This window comes from Formosa algae, from assembly GCF_001439665.1.
In the GTDB taxonomy this organism is placed as follows: Bacteria; Bacteroidota; Bacteroidia; order Flavobacteriales; family Flavobacteriaceae; genus Formosa; species Formosa algae.
On the sequence record NZ_LMAK01000019.1, the window covers coordinates 125,553 to 141,490 of the forward strand.

Consider the following 15,938-nt stretch of genomic DNA (forward strand, 5'->3'; position numbering starts at 1 on the left):
TAAATTATAATCTGTTTTAAATTAAAAACATTTTACTTTTGTACCTTTAAGTATAATCAATATAACTTTTAAACCAATTTAAAATGATGAACAAAATCAAATCTGTATCACGTTACCTTGTTATGTGTAGTGTGCTTTTTGTGAGTGTGTTATCTTGTAAACAAGAAGCTACTCATGCAGATACTCAAACAAATGAAACTAAAGATGTCGCTGAGGTAGTGGTGTCAGACCCATTACCATCTTGGAACGATGGAGACATTAAAAAAGCAATCATGGCTTATGTAGAAGATGTCACGAATAGTTCTAGCGCTAATTTTATTCCTGTTGCAGATCGTATTGCAACGTTCGATAATGACGGTACCTTATGGTCGGAACAACCCGTATATTTTCAATTCTATTTTGCCGTATCTCGTGTAAAAGCTATGGCAGCAGATCATCCTGAATGGAAAAACAAACAACCGTTCAAAGCTATTCTAGAAAATGATATGGAAGCTTTGATGGCGCAAGGAGAAAAAGGGTTGTTAGAGATTGTAATGACCACACATGCAGGAACAACGACAGATGAGTTTGAAGCTTTAGTATCTGATTGGATTGCAACGGCAGAACATCCTATAAAAAAGAAGAAGTTTAAAGAATTAGTATTTCAACCTATGTTAGAACTGTTAGACTATTTAAGAGCTAACGATTTTAAAACGTTTATTGTATCTGGAGGTGGTATAGAATTTATGCGTCCGTGGACAGAAGAAGTATATAACATTCCTAAAGATCAAGTCGTAGGGAGTAGTATACAAACAGAATATGAGTATAACGATGGAAAACCTTTTATTAAAAGATTACCTAAGCTTGATTTAAACGATGATAAGGAAGGAAAGCCTGTAGGGATAAATAGATATATTGGTAGAAAACCAGTATTTGCAGCAGGAAATTCAGATGGCGATTTACAAATGTTACGTTGGACAGACGCTAATAAATTAAAGACATTTAAATTATACGTTCACCATACAGATTCTATTAGAGAATGGGCTTACGATAGAACGTCTCACGTAGGTAAGTTTGATAAAGCTTTAGATGAAGCTGGAGAAAAAGGTTGGTCTATTGCAAGTATGAAAGACGATTGGAACATTATTTATCCATTCGATAAAGAATAGAAAATTTACCCCAAACCTTTACAGGTTAGCGGTTTTTTTAGAGTGTTAAATGATAGTCGGGTGTAAACCCGACTATTTTTTTTGATAATATATCCTGTTTTAAAATCTACTCTTCAATTTAAGGATATCAGTTTAAAGCGCTAAAATAATTTTTCACGTTTAAAATATGTTTGTCTTTGTCTACAGGGCTTAACCAACTGGCTTCAAAACCATTTATTGCTAATTGTAATAATTGATCTTTACTTAAATTAAAAACCTTAGCGGTTTCGTAATAATTCTCATTCATATATCCTCCAAAATAAGCAGGATCGTCAGAATTTATAGTGGCCATAATGCCACGGTCAAGAATTTCAACAATGTTATGATCTTCCATTTTTTGAATCACTTTCAGCTCTAGATTACTTAAAGGGCATAAGGTTAAAGCAATGTTGTCTTCAATTAATTTTTGCACCAATGTATCATCATCTAAACAGCGGTTTCCATGATCTATTCTGTCAATTTTTAAATGATCTAAAGCTTCCCAAATATATTCCACAGGACCTTCTTCACCAGCATGAGCGACTAATTTAAAACCGTGTTTTGCAGAAGCTTCAAAAACATTAATAAACTTACTTGGCGGATTTCCTACTTCAGAAGAATCTAAACCTACACCATCAATCCAGTCTTTAAAAGGCAAAGCCTCTTCTAAGGTTTTAAAGGCTTCTTCTTCGCTTAAATGACGTAAATAAGACATAATAAGTTTGTAAGAAATGTTTAATTCCTCTTTACCTTTCTCAAGTGCTTTTTTAATACCGTTAATCACAACATCAAAAGAAACACCGCGTTCTGTATGGGTTTGTGGATCGAAAAACACCTCTACATGCACGACATTTTGGCTGTGTACTTTGGTGAGATACGCCCAAGTTAAATCGAAAAAATCTTGTTCGTGAATAAGTACTTTTGCTCCCAAATAATAAATGTCTAAAAACTCCTGAAGGTTATTAAATTTGTAAGCCTTCTTTAAAGATTCAACCGTATCATAATCTAAAGTGATGTTGTTTCTTTTTGCTATTTCAAACATCAATTCAGGTTCAAAACTACCTTCTAGATGTAAATGTAGTTCTGTTTTGGGAATGCCTTGTATGATGTTTTTTAATTCTGTAGATTTCATATGATGTATTATTTCGAAGTTTAATATACGATTTGTACGTGTTAATTAATTAAATGTAATACTGTTTTTAGTCGGCTGTACAGTAAGAACTGTCAACAGATATTCATTTGTGTTCTGATTTTGATGCAAATTTATATGCAAAACATAATTCTAAATAGGTATATTTCTTTTATAAAAATGTATTTTTCAAGCATGATAAAAGACCAGAAATATGAAGCTGTAGAAGCCTATTATCTTAAAACAAGAAAATGGAAAGTGAAAAAACTTTTAAATTTTTTTCAGTTTGTATATGTCATTTCAGGAGAAGGTACCCATAAATACAGTGGAAATTCTATTCCGTTTCAAAGCGATTATTTGGTGCTTTTAACACCCAATAAAGACAATGATTTTGAACTGCATGGAGACACTGAATTTTTAATAATGAAAGTCCACGTGTCTTACGTTAGAGATTACCGATGGAAAACGATTGATTATCTTGAAGAATTATTGTTTTCTTCTAGTCAGATTTCAGGGACTATAGTTACAAACAACTCAGATAAAGTACTAATAAAGCATATTGCAGCGTCTTTAATACTCAGTTTAAAAGAACAAAAACTTTACCATCAAGATTTAAATCTTCATTATATTAATGCGTTAACGGTTATTGCTGCGCGGAACATTTCTGAGAAAAAACCACATGGATTTACAGAAAAAGTAGATAATAAATTTGAAAGTATCCTGACGTATGTCGAGCAAAATATTTACGAGCCCTCTCGATTACGAATTCAAGTAATTAGCGAAGTTTTTGGTATATCTCCAAATTATTTTAGCTCTTATTTTAAACAGCATTCTGGCGAAAATTATAAAAACTATTTGGCTCATTATAAAATTAAGCTAATAGAACATCGCTTAAAATATAGTGATAAACGCATTGCAGAATTGGTGGACGAGTTTGGTTTTATAGACGAAAGTCATATTAATAAATTCTACAAAAAACATAAACACATAAGCATTAAAGCCTTTAGAAAAGCACAGAAACTATAATGCTAAATTTATTATTATTTGGACGTTTTGTTTTCTTAAGATTTCAAGCGAATACTTTTGAAGCTATTTTAGGCGATAATCCTATTTAAATCTTACTTCTTTTATAAAATTCTATTGTTAATAGTTCTAAAAGAATTGGCGTAATTGACTGTAGTCAATGTATATTTGTAGGATCTTGAAAAAACGAAATAGCATTAATTAAGAAATATCAATCAACTCTTTATTACTTTTCATTCACTATGAAGCATATCCTTTTTGCCCTTTTATTTACAATTAGCATATCTGCATTCTCTCAAATTTTAGACCCTGTTAAATGGTCTACTTCAGTAGAAAAAGTATCGGATACAGAATATAAGTTAATTTCCATTGCAGATGTCGAGACAAGTTGGCATTTGTATTCGCAATTTGTTCCGGAAAATGGCCCCATTCCAACTACTTTTATTTACGATAATTCTGAAGGCACTTTTACCTTAGATGGCAACACTTTGGAAGGTGAAGGACATGTTATAGATGATCCTGTTTTTGAGATGGAGATCAAATTTTTTGAAGGACGCACAGAGTTTGTTCAACATATTAAAGTGGCTTCGGCGATTGATAAAATTGATGGATTTGTAGAGTATATGGTGTGCGACGATACGCAGTGTATGCCACCTACAGAGGTAGAATTAGAATTTGTATTAAATGAAAACGCCACATCTGCTAGCGCTGTAGCAGAAAAAACCGAGGTCGTTTCAGAAAAACAGATTGAGAAAAAAGAAGCTTCAGCGTCTAAGAAAGGGCTTTGGTCTATCTTTTTTATTGCCTTTTTATCAGGTTTTGCGGCCTTATTAACGCCTTGTGTATTCCCGATGATTCCTATGACAGTGAGTTTCTTTACCAAACAAAGTAAAAACAAAGCGGCAGGTATTAAAAATGCGATTATTTATGGGGTTAGCATTATTGTAATTTACGTGCTATTAGGAACGGCTGTAACAGGAATTTTTGGTGCTAGTGCTTTAAATGCGTTGTCTACAAATGTGTGGTTTAATGTGGTGTTCTTTGTGTTGTTGGTTGTTTTTGCCGTATCTTTTTTAGGAGCTTTCGAAATAGTGCTACCAAATTCATGGGCAAATAAAGTCGATTCTCAAGCCGACCGTGGCGGATTAGTAGGGATTTTCTTTATGGCTTTAGCCTTGGCTATAGTCTCTTTTTCTTGTACAGGACCTATTGTTGGTACACTTTTAGTCGAATCGGCATCAAAAGGTGGTATTGCTCCAATTATAGGTATGTTCGGATTCTCTTTAGCCATAGCATTACCGTTTGCGTTGTTTGCAGCGTTTCCGGGATGGTTAAATTCTTTACCTAAATCTGGTGGTTGGTTAAATACGGTGAAAGTAGTTTTAGGGTTTTTAGAATTGGCTTTAGCATTTAAGTTTTTATCGAATGCCGATTTAGTATTGCAATTGCATGTGTTAGAACGCGAAGTGTTTATTGCGATTTGGATTGCCATTTTTGGTACTTTGGCATTATATCTCTTCGGAAAAATACAATTACCACACGATTCGCCTTTAGCCCATATCTCGGTAGGGCGATTAAGTTTAGGTCTTATTGTATTGTCTTTTACTATATATATGATTCCTGGATTATGGGGCGCACCTTTAAATCTTATTAGTGCCTTCCCGCCACCATTAGAATATAGCGAATCGCCTTACGGTGTAGGATTCTCTAAACTTGGAGGTGGAGCTACAACTGCAGAGGCTCATGGCGATTTACCTGAAGGGGCACACTTATTAGCGCCACACGATATCTTGGCGTTTAACGATTATGATAAAGGGGTCGCTTATGCTAAAGAAGTAGGTAAGCCTATTATGTTAGATTTTACAGGTTGGGCTTGTGTGAATTGTAGAAAGATGGAACAAAATGTATGGCCAGAACCTGGCGTGTTGAGTATCTTAAAAAACGATGTGGTCTTAATTTCTCTATACGTAGATGATAAGCGTCCTTTAGAAGAAGATGAAGTTGTAGAATCTCAATTAAAACCAGGAAAAAAATTAAAATATATCGGACAAAAATGGAGCGAAATGCAAACCATAAAATACAAGGCTAATTCACAACCGTTTTATGTGATTATAGATCATTCTGAAGAAAAATTAGTAGAACCTGTCGCTTATCTTCCAGATGCAGAGCTATACCAAGATTGGTTAGAACAAGGAATTCAGGAATTCAAAAAATAGAATTTTGTAGGATTAAGATCTTATTAATAATAAAAAAAGCCTTCGATACATCTGTAATAACGAAGGCTTTTTCAATTTGTAATTTTAGAGATTAGAGTTTTAAAATCTTATTTAATTCGGTTTCAGAAACGGTTAATAGTCCAGATTTAGGTAAACGTTCTGTCATGATTCTCCAGTTATTATCCTTTTCAAAAATAGATTTAAAAATAGGTAGTGCTTCATTAAGCTGTCCTGAATTCGCCATGGCAATTGCTGTCCAATATTTCATTTCTAAATTTTCAGGAAACATGCGTTGTGCGGTACCGTAAGCTTCCATTGCCTTTTTCATATCGCCATGTTCTACAGCTAAGTCGCCTTCATTCATAAAATTATATGCGTTATGGACTTTCAATAAACGTTCTAATTCTACTAAAGGTTCTTCGCTATCTTCTACGTTTAAATTCACCAATTTATCTTGCCATGTGTTTGCGACCAATTCAGGTCCAACCACAATGAGTGCAGCCGATTGTCGACCACGTATGTCTCCGCCTGCAGCTTGAGCGGCTTGTAAAACTTTAACAATGCGTTCTGCCAAAGGTAAATTACTATGGGTTTTAAAAGCGCGTTCCATGGCTGGTACAACAGCGTCGTTTAGCATCATATTTGCTTGAACAGAAAAATTGTCTCCTATAATTTGGTGGGCAGATGTTACACAATTTGCTCCAGTAAATGCATCAACACTACCGTTAACATCTAGCATGGCTACCTGACGAAAATCACGACCGTCGTCTTCTTTTACTAACGTTTTTAAAGCGTCTTTTGCCGTAGTTCCGCTTTGCATTAATTCTAATCCGTTAGGGCCGTAAGCCGGATTTACAAACGATTGGGTGGCAACAACGCCAACACCCGATTTCCCCCAAGCCACAATACTACCAACATTAAACCAATGGCTTTGTACTCCAACGGCCATTTCTCCGGTGTTAACGTCTCGGGCAACGATAGAAAAGGTATGTGCAAATTGATCTTTGTAAACTTGTGCGAAGGATAACTGCGTTAAAAAGATTACAGCAATTATAATTACGGATTTAAATGAGTGTGTGTGCATAGATTAGAGAATGAGTGATGGTTTTCAGGATTAATAATCCATTAAATTAGAATATTTAAAGGTATAATTTAGTGCAGATATGAGTTTTTTTGGACTTACAATTTTATATACGTTATCCGAATCAGGATCTAAAATAGGATGTAAGCGTCCAACTTTAGCCATTTCTTTGGTGTAAAAATCGGCACGTTTGGGGTGTGAATCTGCACATGCATTGAACGTCTGATTCCAAATGTTTTTTTCAATGATGCCGATTAAAATTTGGATACAATCGTCTTGGTGAATTAAGTTTATAAAGCCTTCTGGATTCGGGATTGTATTGTGTGCTCGTATAAAATTTCCAGGTTTTCTTTGGTATCCGAATAAGCCACCAAATCTTATTATCGTCGTCTCAAACGCTGTGTTTTGTCTGAACAATTCTTCAATGCCTACTAACGGACTATCAGAATTCGGACTGCTTTCTGTAACCACAGCATTCGTGTTTGGATAAACAGATGTGGAACTGATAAAAATTACTTTTTTTATACTAGAAATTTCAATGAATTTAATTAAGCGTTTAAAAGCTTCGTGATCTTTACTGGTAATTAAAATGATTAGAATATCTGCATTTAAAAACTCGGTATTGATTGATTCAGACGTAATATTCACAAGGAATGCATCGATTCCAACAGCATCTAGAACGGGTAATTTTTCTGTTTGCGTAGTCGATCCTTTAACATTATAGTGCTTATCAATTAAGGTTTCAGCTAAAGGAAGACCAAGCCAGCCACATCCTAAAATACTTATGTTTTGCATATAAAATTGTAATTATGGTGTTTTACAGTCGATAAAAAATTAAAAAGCTTAAGGTTGTATGTGTAAATTTCGTAATTTTTCAGTGTTATTTTAAGATATTCTTTTTAATAGATTGCTTATTGTTTGTTTTTAATAATCTATTGGGTAATCCTTTAAAATATACAACCACTAATAATTAACAAATTAAGATAAATGGAACAAACTACACTAACTATTAAAGACAATTCGGCAAATCCTGGTCCTTTAGGCCTTTTAGCTTTTGGAATGACTACCGTTTTATTAAATCTGCATAATGCTGGGTTTTACGATATGAATTCTATGATTCTTGCCATGGGAATTTTTTATGGTGGTTCTGCACAGATCATTGCAGGTATATTAGAATCTAAAAAAAATAACAGCTTCGGAATGACCGCATTTATTTCTTATGGTTTTTTCTGGTTAAGTTTAGTCGGAATTATTTTAATGCCTAAAATGAATATTTTTGAAGGGCCTTCTGTTGGCGCAATGGTTGCCTATTTAATTATGTGGGGTATTTTTACGTCTCTATTTTTTATAGGCACATTAAAAATAAGTAAAGCCTTGCAAGTTGTTTTTGGAACTCTAGCAGTATTATTTTTCTTATTGGCATTAGGCGATTATACTGAAAATAGCACAATTAAAACCATTACAGGAATAGAAGGTATTTTTTGTGGCGTATCGGCCATTTATGCAGGTGTAGGTACGTTACTTAATGAGGTGTATGGTCGTGTGGTGATGCCATTAGGGCCTATAAATCAATAAGTTTTTTCTAATTGTAATCTGTTTTAAATTTTAGGTAACCTAAATTTAAATTGTAGTTTTAAACGGAGTAGTTTACTTTTGATTACATTAACAAACTAAATTATAAGTGCATTATGAAATGGCAAGGAAGAAGACAAAGTTCTAACGTAGATGATAGAAGAGGGCAGAGTGGACCAAGTACAGGTGGCGGATTTGGAGGTATTAGTCCAATGTTGTTGATTCCTTTGATAAAAATGCTGTTTTCAAAAAAAGGATTAATAGTTGTTGCCATTGTCGCTGTACTTTCTTTTGTTACGGGATATAATCCTTTAAACTTAGTCAGTCAATTTTTAGGTGGTGGACAAATACAAACGGAGTCATCAACCTATCAGCCAACAGCCGAAGATGAAGAACTTGCACAATTTAGTAAAACCATTCTTGCAAGCACCGAAGATGTTTGGAATACATTGCTAACCAATTATCGCGAACCTACATTAGTACTATTTACAGGGTCTGTGTCTTCTGCTTGTGGTGCAGCATCTAGTTCTACGGGACCTTTTTATTGTCCTGGCGATGAACAATTGTATTTAGATATTAGTTTTTTTGATGATATGGAGCGCCAAATGAATGCTCCTGGAGATTTTGCACAAGCTTATGTGATTGCACACGAAGTTGGTCATCACGTACAGAAAATTATGGGCATTACAGATAAAATGCAACAGTTAAGAGGACAGTTAAGCGCTACGGAATACAACAAATATTCAGTACGGTTAGAGCTTCAAGCCGATTATTTTGCAGGAGTTTGGGCACACCATTCTCAAGAAATGACACAAATGATGGAAAGTGGCGATTTAGAAGAAGCTTTAAACGCTGCCAATGCTATTGGAGACGATCGTTTACAAAAACAAGCTACTGGTCGTGTTGTACCTGATTCGTTTACTCACGGAACCTCTGCACAACGTATGCGCTGGTTTAAAAAAGGATTTGAATCTGGAGATGTGTCTCAAGGCGATACATTTAGTACTAATCCGCTTTAAGCCTATAACCTAATCCACATCTTATTTATTTTAAATGCATGATTAATGAGTAAAGACTCCATAGACAGAGCATATTTATCTAAACTTATTTTAGAACGCTTAACTAAAGATAAAGAGGCTATAAAGCAACAGTTTGAAGCTTCAAAAGATAAAATTGGATATTTTTATATAGATAATGTTTTACCCGATGCGCTTGCCAAATCAATTCACAATCAATTTCCTTCACCCGAAGATATGGTGCTTAAAAAAAGCCTACGGGAGTATAAGCATGTCGCAGCTCAAATGGATAAATACAACCCCATTTTAGAAGACGCTATTTATGCTTTTCAAGATGAAGACATAGTGAAATTGGTCCGTGAAATTTGTGATATAGATGATTTGTATCCAGATGAAAATTTATACGCAGGTGGAATATCAGCAATGCGTAAAGGTCAATTTCTTAATCCGCATTTAGATAATTCTCATGATAAAGATAGAAGTCGGTGGCGCGTTTTAAACTTGTTATATTATGTGTCTCCAGATTGGCATGATGACAATGGCGGACATTTAGAACTTTGGCCCAACGGATTAGAATCGCCTCAAACGATAGTGCATTCCAAATTTAATAGACTCGTTGTTATGGCAACTCATAAAACATCTTGGCATTCTGTAAGTCCCGTTACTGCAGACGCTTCAAGACAATGTGTATCTAATTACTACTTTTCAAATCGACCGTTACAAACTACAGATTCTTTTCATGTCACCACTTTTAGAGGACGTCCAGAACAGGTGTTTACAAATCAGATTCTTAAACTCGATTCATTCTTACGTATGAGTATTAGAAAAGTATTTAAAAAGGGCATTGTTGAAAATCCGCATGTATACAAAAAAGACGAATAAAGCGTTCTTTAAGCCTTAGTACCTTTGGTTCTTAAAGCAATTAAGCCTAAAATGGGACCTATAGCTAAAGTTACATACACGTAAGTTGGATTTATAAACGTTTGTAAGAATCCCAAAGTTTGTATGCTAACTATGGTAATGGCATATCCAATACAGTTTACAATAGTTAATGCACTCCCTTTGGCATGAGATGCTGTATTATTAGCAACTAAGGTTGAAAATAGTGGTGAATCTGCAACGACAAACATGCCCCAAACGACCATAAAAAGAATAAAAAGCAAGCTTGAGTTTACATAAAAACTTAAAGGAGATAATACACAACATACAGCAGAAACTAATAGTATAAAATAAGCTGAAGGTTTTAGGCCCTTGCTCCCTGATAACCAACCGCTGATAATACAACCTAAACTTCCCATACCTATAATTAAAAAGGAATACAAGGCAATATCTAAATGAGCCTCTGGATGTAGGCCGTTGTATGTTTTTATCATGATTGGCGTAAAAGCCCAAAAGGCATAGAGCTCCCACATGTGTCCAAAATAACCATAAGCTGCACCTTTAAAATCTTGATTTTTAAAAAGTTTTGTCAGTGCTGTTAAGTCTATTTTGATGCTGTGTTTTCTAAACGGACCATTAGGAACAAAGATTAAGATTATTAGTCCTCCAAACAAAGATAGTAAAGAGGTCGCATATATAACTGTTTCCCAAGGTAAATGTTGAGTGATATTACTTAAAAGATGAGGGAATGCGGTGCCTAAAACTAATGCGCCAACCAAAAGGCCTAGAGCCTTACCTAAGCCCGTGTTGTAATAATCGGCTGCGATTTTCATGCCTACAGGATAAATGCCAGCAAGGAAAAAACCAGTTGAAAAACGTAAGAGTAATAACACGGTAAGCGATTGCCCTTTTAAAACAATGCCAAGATTAAAAATAGCTGCTAAAACGGCACTTATCATAAACACTTTAGAAGGGGAATACCGGTCTGCAATTGTAAATAAAGCAAAGACAAATGTGCCAATAATAAATCCAAATTGCACTGAAGATGTTAAGAAACTCAGTACAGACGGATCTAAATTATAGACACGTATAAGCTCATCCATAACACCATTTCCTGCAAACCAGAGTGATGTACAACAAAATTGAGAGATAATAATTAACGGTAAAATTTTCTTAGGTATACGTTCCGTCAGACTTTGTTGTGCGTGTATCATTTACATAGTTTGCTAACTACTTGGTGTTATTATATTCCCGATAGAACCTGCTTCTGTACGTTCCAATTGGAAAATGAATGTTGGTTTTAGTTCTTGCTCAGTTTTATGCGAAACATATAAAATAGCCGTCTTACTTTCCTTAGCAATTTTTTGAACTAAATTTATAAACACACGAGCACCTTTATCGTCTAAACCAACTGTGGGTTCGTCTAGAATTAGTAAAGGCGGATGTTTAATCATGGCTCTACAAATTAAAATTAAGCGTTTATTAGTTTCAGAGAGGTAATAATAGTTGGTGTTTGTAATAGTATTTAATCCGATTAATTCTAACCATTGCTTTGCCAAATTCACTTCTAAATCTGTTGGAGTTATATACAATCCAATACTATCTTTTAATCCTGAAATAACCATATTCAAGGCGGAGTGTTGGCCCTTAAATAAATGCATCATACTTGGCGTAAAATACCCGATGTTACGCTTTATGTCCCATACCGTTTCTCCAGAACCTCTCTTTTTCCCAAATAAATTTACATCCTGACCATACGCTTTTGGATTATCTCCAATCATCATGGTAACAAGCGTAGATTTACCAGTGCCATTTGCGCCTTTTAATTCCCAAAACTCACCTTGTGTAATAGACCAAGTAATGTTATTTAAAATGGATTTGTCGTTATATGATACGTTAACTTTCTTAAGATCTATTAATTTACTAGGTAAAGTGTGTTTTGGTTCTGAAATAGGCTTTGGGAGCGGATTATTAAAACCGAATGTGGGTGTGTTTTGTTCTTGTGCAAAATATTCTGAAATGGGTTGTATGATGTAAATGTCCTCTCCGAGTTTTAAATGAGATGTTACATATGGCATAATCTCATCTGTACGACTAAAAAACTGAATAGTAGGAATGTCTTTAGATAACAAGGTTAAACGCGCTTTTAATTTGGCTACATTTTCAATGTCTAGAGAATCAAACGGATTAACAAGAACTAAAAATTGAGGATTGCCTTTTAATAGATGATTGAATAATAAAGTCCTGCGTTCACCACTAGAAAGTGATAATAGGTGTCTTTTGGAATCTTTGGTTAAGGTGAAATCATCGTGTAATAATTCTGCCTTCACATATTCATCTAAAGTGGCATTTGATAAAAATGTGCCTTGCTTACCCTTGAATTCCGATAATAAAGGATGTTCTGAACTTGTAATCGCTGTAATGTAATCTTCAGGTGTTGGCGTTTTACTAAAACGTATGGCAAGGTGTATGTGTGTCATGTTATTTAATAATTTGCGTTTCGAAGCCGTCTATGCTTTTGGTGTTTTTATCTGCCCAGTATTGTTCAATACCATCTTCCCCTTTTTGATTGGCCCAATCGTCTAACATGCTGCGTTCCGAATTATAATCCATAAACGGAACTCCAAATCCGCATGAGGTTTGAACTAAATCTACGTCCATTTCAATAATTTGTCTAGACCCAACAGCGTTTGGGAAATACTCACTATACTGCTGAAACTCGGTATCTCTCGGGTGAAAAATAGTTGCATTGCCGTAAAGTCTTAAAATAAGTGGTTTGCCTTCAAAGGCACAAAACATTATGGTCATGCGATTGTTTTGTAATACATGCGCGGCAGTTTCATTTCCGCTTCCTGTTAAATTTAGCCATACAATCTTATTTTTGTTAATGACTCTAAAACTGTCTGTGCCTTTAGGAGACACATTTACGCGACCTTCTGCTGCTGCAGTACCAACAAAAAAGATATGCTGATTTTTAATGAATTCAGCTATACGTGGCGCTATATGATCTGTTTTTTTACCCATGGTTTACTGTTTTAGTGACTGTAGTAAGGTATAAAAATAAAACATCTACTTTTTAACTTACGTTTTGTGAGTTAAAAAGTAGATGTTTTTATAAAAAAGAGAATAAAATCTAAACTGCTTTTTCTGGCGAAATAAATTTATATACTACACCGGCAAGTATTGCGCCTACAATTGGAGCAACCCAAAACAACCATAATTGACCTAAAGCCCAGTCGCCAACAAATAAGGCCTGACTCGTACTTCTTGCAGGGTTTACCGAAGTATTTGTTACTGGAATACTAATTAAATGAATAAGCGTTAAGCCTAATCCAATTGCTAATCCGCCAAAACCTTTAGGTGCTTTAGAATGTGTAGCGCCTAAAATGATCATTAAAAACATAAATGTCATTACAACTTCTGTAATTAAAGCCGACATCATATTGTATCCGTCTGGAGAATGCTCTCCATAACCGTTAGCAGCAAAGCCACCCAATTCAAAGCCCGCTTTTCCTGAAGCAATACCATATAAGATTCCTGCTCCTAAAATTCCTCCGAGTACTTGAGCAATAATGTAAGGTGCCACGTCTTTTTTGTCAAAACGTCCGCCAACAGTAAGTCCTATAGTTACTGCGGGATTTAAATGGCAACCTGAAATATGCCCGATAGCATATGCCATTGTTAAAACGGTAAGTCCAAAAGCCATTGCGACTCCTACAAATCCAATTCCTAATTCTGGATATCCAGCTGCTAAAACTGCGCTACCACATCCGCCTAATACAAGCCACATGGTGCCTATAAATTCTGCTACTAATTTTTTCATAAAGTTGGTTTATTGATTAGTTGAAAAGTTGATCTGTTGTGTACAGCTTTCAGCTTAACGCAATAAATATGCGAAAAAACTAGTTATAATTTAAGAAAAATTTAAGATAATATCGTCTAAGAATCAGTGTGTTCTACCCAAATTAGGTCTTTAATGTTGTAGCCAATAGCTTTGGCTTGATTTAAGAAGTCTTGTTTTATGTCTTCGGGAATGGTGGTTTCTCTAGACAAAATCCATAAATAATCTAGGTTTTTACCTGCAACCAAAGCATAATTATAATTGTCTGCCAAGGCAATAACATTGTAACCAGAATAAAAAGGCCCGAAAAAGGACACTTTTAATTTCGCAATAGTATCACTGTCTACAAATTTGGCTTTTCCGTTTGCTTCTGTCCATTCATCTTTTACATAATTATAGCCTTTGTTAACCACTTTAATACTTTCATCTGGATTAATGGAATAGTTCGCAGTGGTGTTGTTTAAATCTTTTTCATATTTAAAATCCAGACGTGCAATTTCATACCAAGTTCCAAGGTATTTTTCTTTATTAAACGGACTTACAGCTTTTGCGCTTTCAGGAATAGTTGCACAAGATGTAAAGACTATAGCGGTTAATACGATTAACACGGTGGGTATTATGAATTTTATATTATTCATTTTATAATGTTTAAATGTTATACATGCATTTTGCAATTGTAATTTTATACATTTTAAAGCAGTTGAAAGGATGGTATTAAATGTTTTTTTGATTTAAATGAATATAATTAAAAGATATAAAAAAAGAGAAGCTCATGCTTCCCTTTTATAGTTAGTGATTTAAATACAAATTTATTTAAGCGTGCTTTCTTTTTAGAAAAGGCCCTGTTAATAATAAACCTATACCGCTTCCAAAGGCAATGCCTTTAAAGAAATCGAATGCATCGTTTTGAAGGTAATAATGTAAAAATACTCCTGTACTAATACTTAATATCCCTAGAATAAAAGTTATTTTCGTTTTCATATGTTTACCAGTTTAAGAAAGTAAATTAATAAATTTTTTCGAAAAAGCATAATGACCTTAAATGGTCATAGAAAATAATTTGGTTTCCGGTTTACTTTTATGCAATTTTAGATCGAATGCCATACACACGTTTCTAATAAACATACGGCCTTCTTCTTTTACAACCAGTCGATCTTCGAAAATATTTAAAATACCATCTGCTTCCATTTCTTTTAAATGCGATAAAATTTCTGGAAGAGCTTCCAATAGCATATCAGGAATTTTCCAAGAGGTTTCCAGGTTGCACATAATATTTAAGATGTGTTGTCTAACCACTAAGTCTTCATTAGAAAGTAAATGCCCTCTAAAAATAGGCAATTCTCCAGCGCGTAAACGGGCATAATAATCGTCTATGTTTTTTTCGTTTTGAGCAAAACTATACCAAGAATCACTAATAGACGAGACTCCTAATCCAATCATGAGTTTTGTTTTTCCAGAGGTATAGCCCATAAAATTACGATGTAAAGTTTTGCTTTCCATAGCGGTGTACATCGAGTCTGTAGGCAAAGCAAAATGATCCATGCCAATTTCTACGTAGCCGGCATCGAAAAACAATTGCTTTCCTAATTCGTATAAGGCACGCTTTTCGTGATCTTGTGGTAAATCTGTGTCTTTAAATCCGCGTTGTCCATTACCTTTAATCCACGGCACATGTGCGTAGCTATAATATGCAATACGGTCTGGTTTTAATTCCACTGTCTTTTTAATCGTTTCACGAATGCTTTCTTCGGTTTGAAACGGTAAACCAAAAATTAAATCGTGACTTACAGAGTTGTATCCTATGGTTCTAGAATCTTCTGTAACTTGTTGTACAGCCTCAAAAGATTGTACTCTGTGTATAGCTTTTTGTACTTTAGGATCGTAGTCTTGTATTCCAAAACTATTTCGTGTAAATCCTAAATCAAATAAAACTTGTAATTGTTCAGTGGTGGTAAAATTAGGGTGCCCTTCAAAACTAAATTCAAAATTTTCAGCTTTATTGGCGGTTTCAAAAA

The 15,938-nt window shown here is 34.6% G+C and carries 16 protein-coding genes; 6 read left to right on the plus strand and 10 right to left on the minus strand.

What is annotated here, in order from left to right:
* Positions 1–83 precede the first annotated feature (83 nt).
* On the plus strand, positions 84–1,148 hold the full coding sequence (locus AST99_RS08040) for an HAD family hydrolase (RefSeq protein WP_057781228.1): 1,065 nt from the start codon (positions 84–86) through the stop codon (positions 1,146–1,148).
* Between the two features lie 127 nt (positions 1,149–1,275).
* On the opposite strand, the gene AST99_RS08045 is transcribed toward AST99_RS08040, so the two are convergent.
* The gene (locus AST99_RS08045) at positions 1,276–2,298 is read right to left on the minus strand and encodes an adenosine deaminase (protein WP_057781231.1); all 1,023 of its coding nucleotides are present in this window, start codon (positions 2,296–2,298) and stop codon (positions 1,276–1,278) included.
* A 192-nt stretch (positions 2,299–2,490) separates the two neighbouring features.
* Here AST99_RS08045 and AST99_RS08050 point away from each other — a divergent pair, with 192 nt between their 5' ends.
* Positions 2,491–3,321, plus strand: a complete 831-nt coding sequence (locus AST99_RS08050; RefSeq protein ID WP_057781233.1) for a helix-turn-helix domain-containing protein — start codon at positions 2,491–2,493, stop codon at positions 3,319–3,321.
* A 239-nt stretch (positions 3,322–3,560) separates the two neighbouring features.
* Positions 3,561–5,534 (plus strand): protein-disulfide reductase DsbD family protein, encoded by a 1,974-nt coding sequence (locus AST99_RS08055; RefSeq protein ID WP_057781235.1) that lies wholly within the window; start codon positions 3,561–3,563, stop codon positions 5,532–5,534.
* Positions 5,535–5,625: 91 nt separating this feature from the next.
* Here the strand turns inward: AST99_RS08055 and AST99_RS08060 are convergent, their stop codons facing one another.
* Complete coding sequence (locus AST99_RS08060) at positions 5,626–6,618, minus strand: DUF1028 domain-containing protein (RefSeq protein ID WP_083495636.1); 993 nt, start codon at positions 6,616–6,618, stop codon at positions 5,626–5,628.
* 30 nt (positions 6,619–6,648) lie between these two features.
* Positions 6,649–7,410, minus strand: coding sequence for a Rossmann-fold NAD(P)-binding domain-containing protein (locus tag AST99_RS08065; protein ID WP_057781237.1), 762 nt, complete (start codon positions 7,408–7,410; stop codon positions 6,649–6,651).
* Positions 7,411–7,602: 192 nt separating this feature from the next.
* Between AST99_RS08065 and AST99_RS08070 the strand changes: the two genes are divergently transcribed.
* From AST99_RS08070 to AST99_RS08080, 3 genes are all read left to right on the plus strand, one after another.
* On the plus strand, positions 7,603–8,190 hold the full coding sequence (locus AST99_RS08070) for an acetate uptake transporter (protein WP_057781240.1): 588 nt from the start codon (positions 7,603–7,605) through the stop codon (positions 8,188–8,190).
* Positions 8,191–8,303: 113 nt separating this feature from the next.
* Entirely contained in the window at positions 8,304–9,206 is a 903-nt protein-coding gene (ypfJ, locus tag AST99_RS08075; protein WP_057781243.1) for a KPN_02809 family neutral zinc metallopeptidase, read from the plus strand.
* A gap of 45 nt (positions 9,207–9,251) precedes the next feature.
* Positions 9,252–10,085: a 2OG-Fe(II) oxygenase gene (locus AST99_RS08080; protein ID WP_198151432.1), complete on the plus strand. Its 834-nt coding sequence runs from the start codon at positions 9,252–9,254 to the stop codon at positions 10,083–10,085.
* A gap of 8 nt (positions 10,086–10,093) precedes the next feature.
* Here the strand turns inward: AST99_RS08080 and AST99_RS08085 are convergent, their stop codons facing one another.
* The 7 genes from AST99_RS08085 to AST99_RS08110 all read right to left on the minus strand — a co-directional run.
* On the minus strand, positions 10,094–11,296 hold the full coding sequence (locus AST99_RS08085) for an MFS transporter (protein ID WP_057781246.1): 1,203 nt from the start codon (positions 11,294–11,296) through the stop codon (positions 10,094–10,096).
* 12 nt (positions 11,297–11,308) lie between these two features.
* Positions 11,309–12,562, minus strand: a complete 1,254-nt coding sequence (locus tag AST99_RS08090; RefSeq protein WP_057781249.1) for an ATP-binding cassette domain-containing protein — start codon at positions 12,560–12,562, stop codon at positions 11,309–11,311.
* 1 nt (position 12,563) lies between these two features.
* On the minus strand, positions 12,564–13,106 hold the full coding sequence (locus tag AST99_RS08095) for a pyridoxamine 5'-phosphate oxidase family protein (protein ID WP_057781254.1): 543 nt from the start codon (positions 13,104–13,106) through the stop codon (positions 12,564–12,566).
* A 109-nt stretch (positions 13,107–13,215) separates the two neighbouring features.
* On the minus strand, positions 13,216–13,905 hold the full coding sequence (gene aqpZ, locus AST99_RS08100; protein ID WP_057781257.1) for an aquaporin Z: 690 nt from the start codon (positions 13,903–13,905) through the stop codon (positions 13,216–13,218).
* Between the two features lie 116 nt (positions 13,906–14,021).
* Entirely contained in the window at positions 14,022–14,561 is a 540-nt protein-coding gene (locus tag AST99_RS08105; RefSeq protein ID WP_057781260.1) for a lipocalin family protein, read from the minus strand.
* A gap of 175 nt (positions 14,562–14,736) precedes the next feature.
* On the minus strand, positions 14,737–14,904 hold the full coding sequence (locus tag AST99_RS18570; protein WP_157486331.1) for a hypothetical protein: 168 nt from the start codon (positions 14,902–14,904) through the stop codon (positions 14,737–14,739).
* 57 nt (positions 14,905–14,961) lie between these two features.
* Positions 14,962–15,938, minus strand: a 977-nt coding sequence (locus tag AST99_RS08110) for a radical SAM protein (protein ID WP_157486332.1), incomplete at its 5' end; no start/stop codon positions are given.

What these genes read in the sequence shown, in the direction of transcription:
- AST99_RS08040 (WP_057781228.1), top strand. Translation starts at nt 84, where the DNA reads ATGATGAACAAAATCAAATCTGTATCACGTTACCTTGTTATGTGTAGT.
- AST99_RS08045 (WP_057781231.1), bottom strand. Translation starts at nt 2,298, where the DNA reads ATGAAATCTACAGAATTAAAAAACATCATACAAGGCATTCCCAAAACA.
- AST99_RS08050 (WP_057781233.1), top strand. Translation starts at nt 2,491, where the DNA reads ATGATAAAAGACCAGAAATATGAAGCTGTAGAAGCCTATTATCTTAAA.
- AST99_RS08055 (WP_057781235.1), top strand. Translation starts at nt 3,561, where the DNA reads ATGAAGCATATCCTTTTTGCCCTTTTATTTACAATTAGCATATCTGCA.
- AST99_RS08060 (WP_083495636.1), bottom strand. Translation starts at nt 6,618, where the DNA reads ATGCACACACACTCATTTAAATCCGTAATTATAATTGCTGTAATCTTT.
- AST99_RS08065 (WP_057781237.1), bottom strand. Translation starts at nt 7,410, where the DNA reads ATGCAAAACATAAGTATTTTAGGATGTGGCTGGCTTGGTCTTCCTTTA.
- AST99_RS08070 (WP_057781240.1), top strand. Translation starts at nt 7,603, where the DNA reads ATGGAACAAACTACACTAACTATTAAAGACAATTCGGCAAATCCTGGT.
- ypfJ (WP_057781243.1), top strand. Translation starts at nt 8,304, where the DNA reads ATGAAATGGCAAGGAAGAAGACAAAGTTCTAACGTAGATGATAGAAGA.
- AST99_RS08080 (WP_198151432.1), top strand. Translation starts at nt 9,252, where the DNA reads ATGAGTAAAGACTCCATAGACAGAGCATATTTATCTAAACTTATTTTA.
- AST99_RS08085 (WP_057781246.1), bottom strand. Translation starts at nt 11,296, where the DNA reads ATGATACACGCACAACAAAGTCTGACGGAACGTATACCTAAGAAAATT.
- AST99_RS08090 (WP_057781249.1), bottom strand. Translation starts at nt 12,562, where the DNA reads ATGACACACATACACCTTGCCATACGTTTTAGTAAAACGCCAACACCT.
- AST99_RS08095 (WP_057781254.1), bottom strand. Translation starts at nt 13,106, where the DNA reads ATGGGTAAAAAAACAGATCATATAGCGCCACGTATAGCTGAATTCATT.
- aqpZ (WP_057781257.1), bottom strand. Translation starts at nt 13,905, where the DNA reads ATGAAAAAATTAGTAGCAGAATTTATAGGCACCATGTGGCTTGTATTA.
- AST99_RS08105 (WP_057781260.1), bottom strand. Translation starts at nt 14,561, where the DNA reads ATGAATAATATAAAATTCATAATACCCACCGTGTTAATCGTATTAACC.
- AST99_RS18570 (WP_157486331.1), bottom strand. Translation starts at nt 14,904, where the DNA reads ATGAAAACGAAAATAACTTTTATTCTAGGGATATTAAGTATTAGTACA.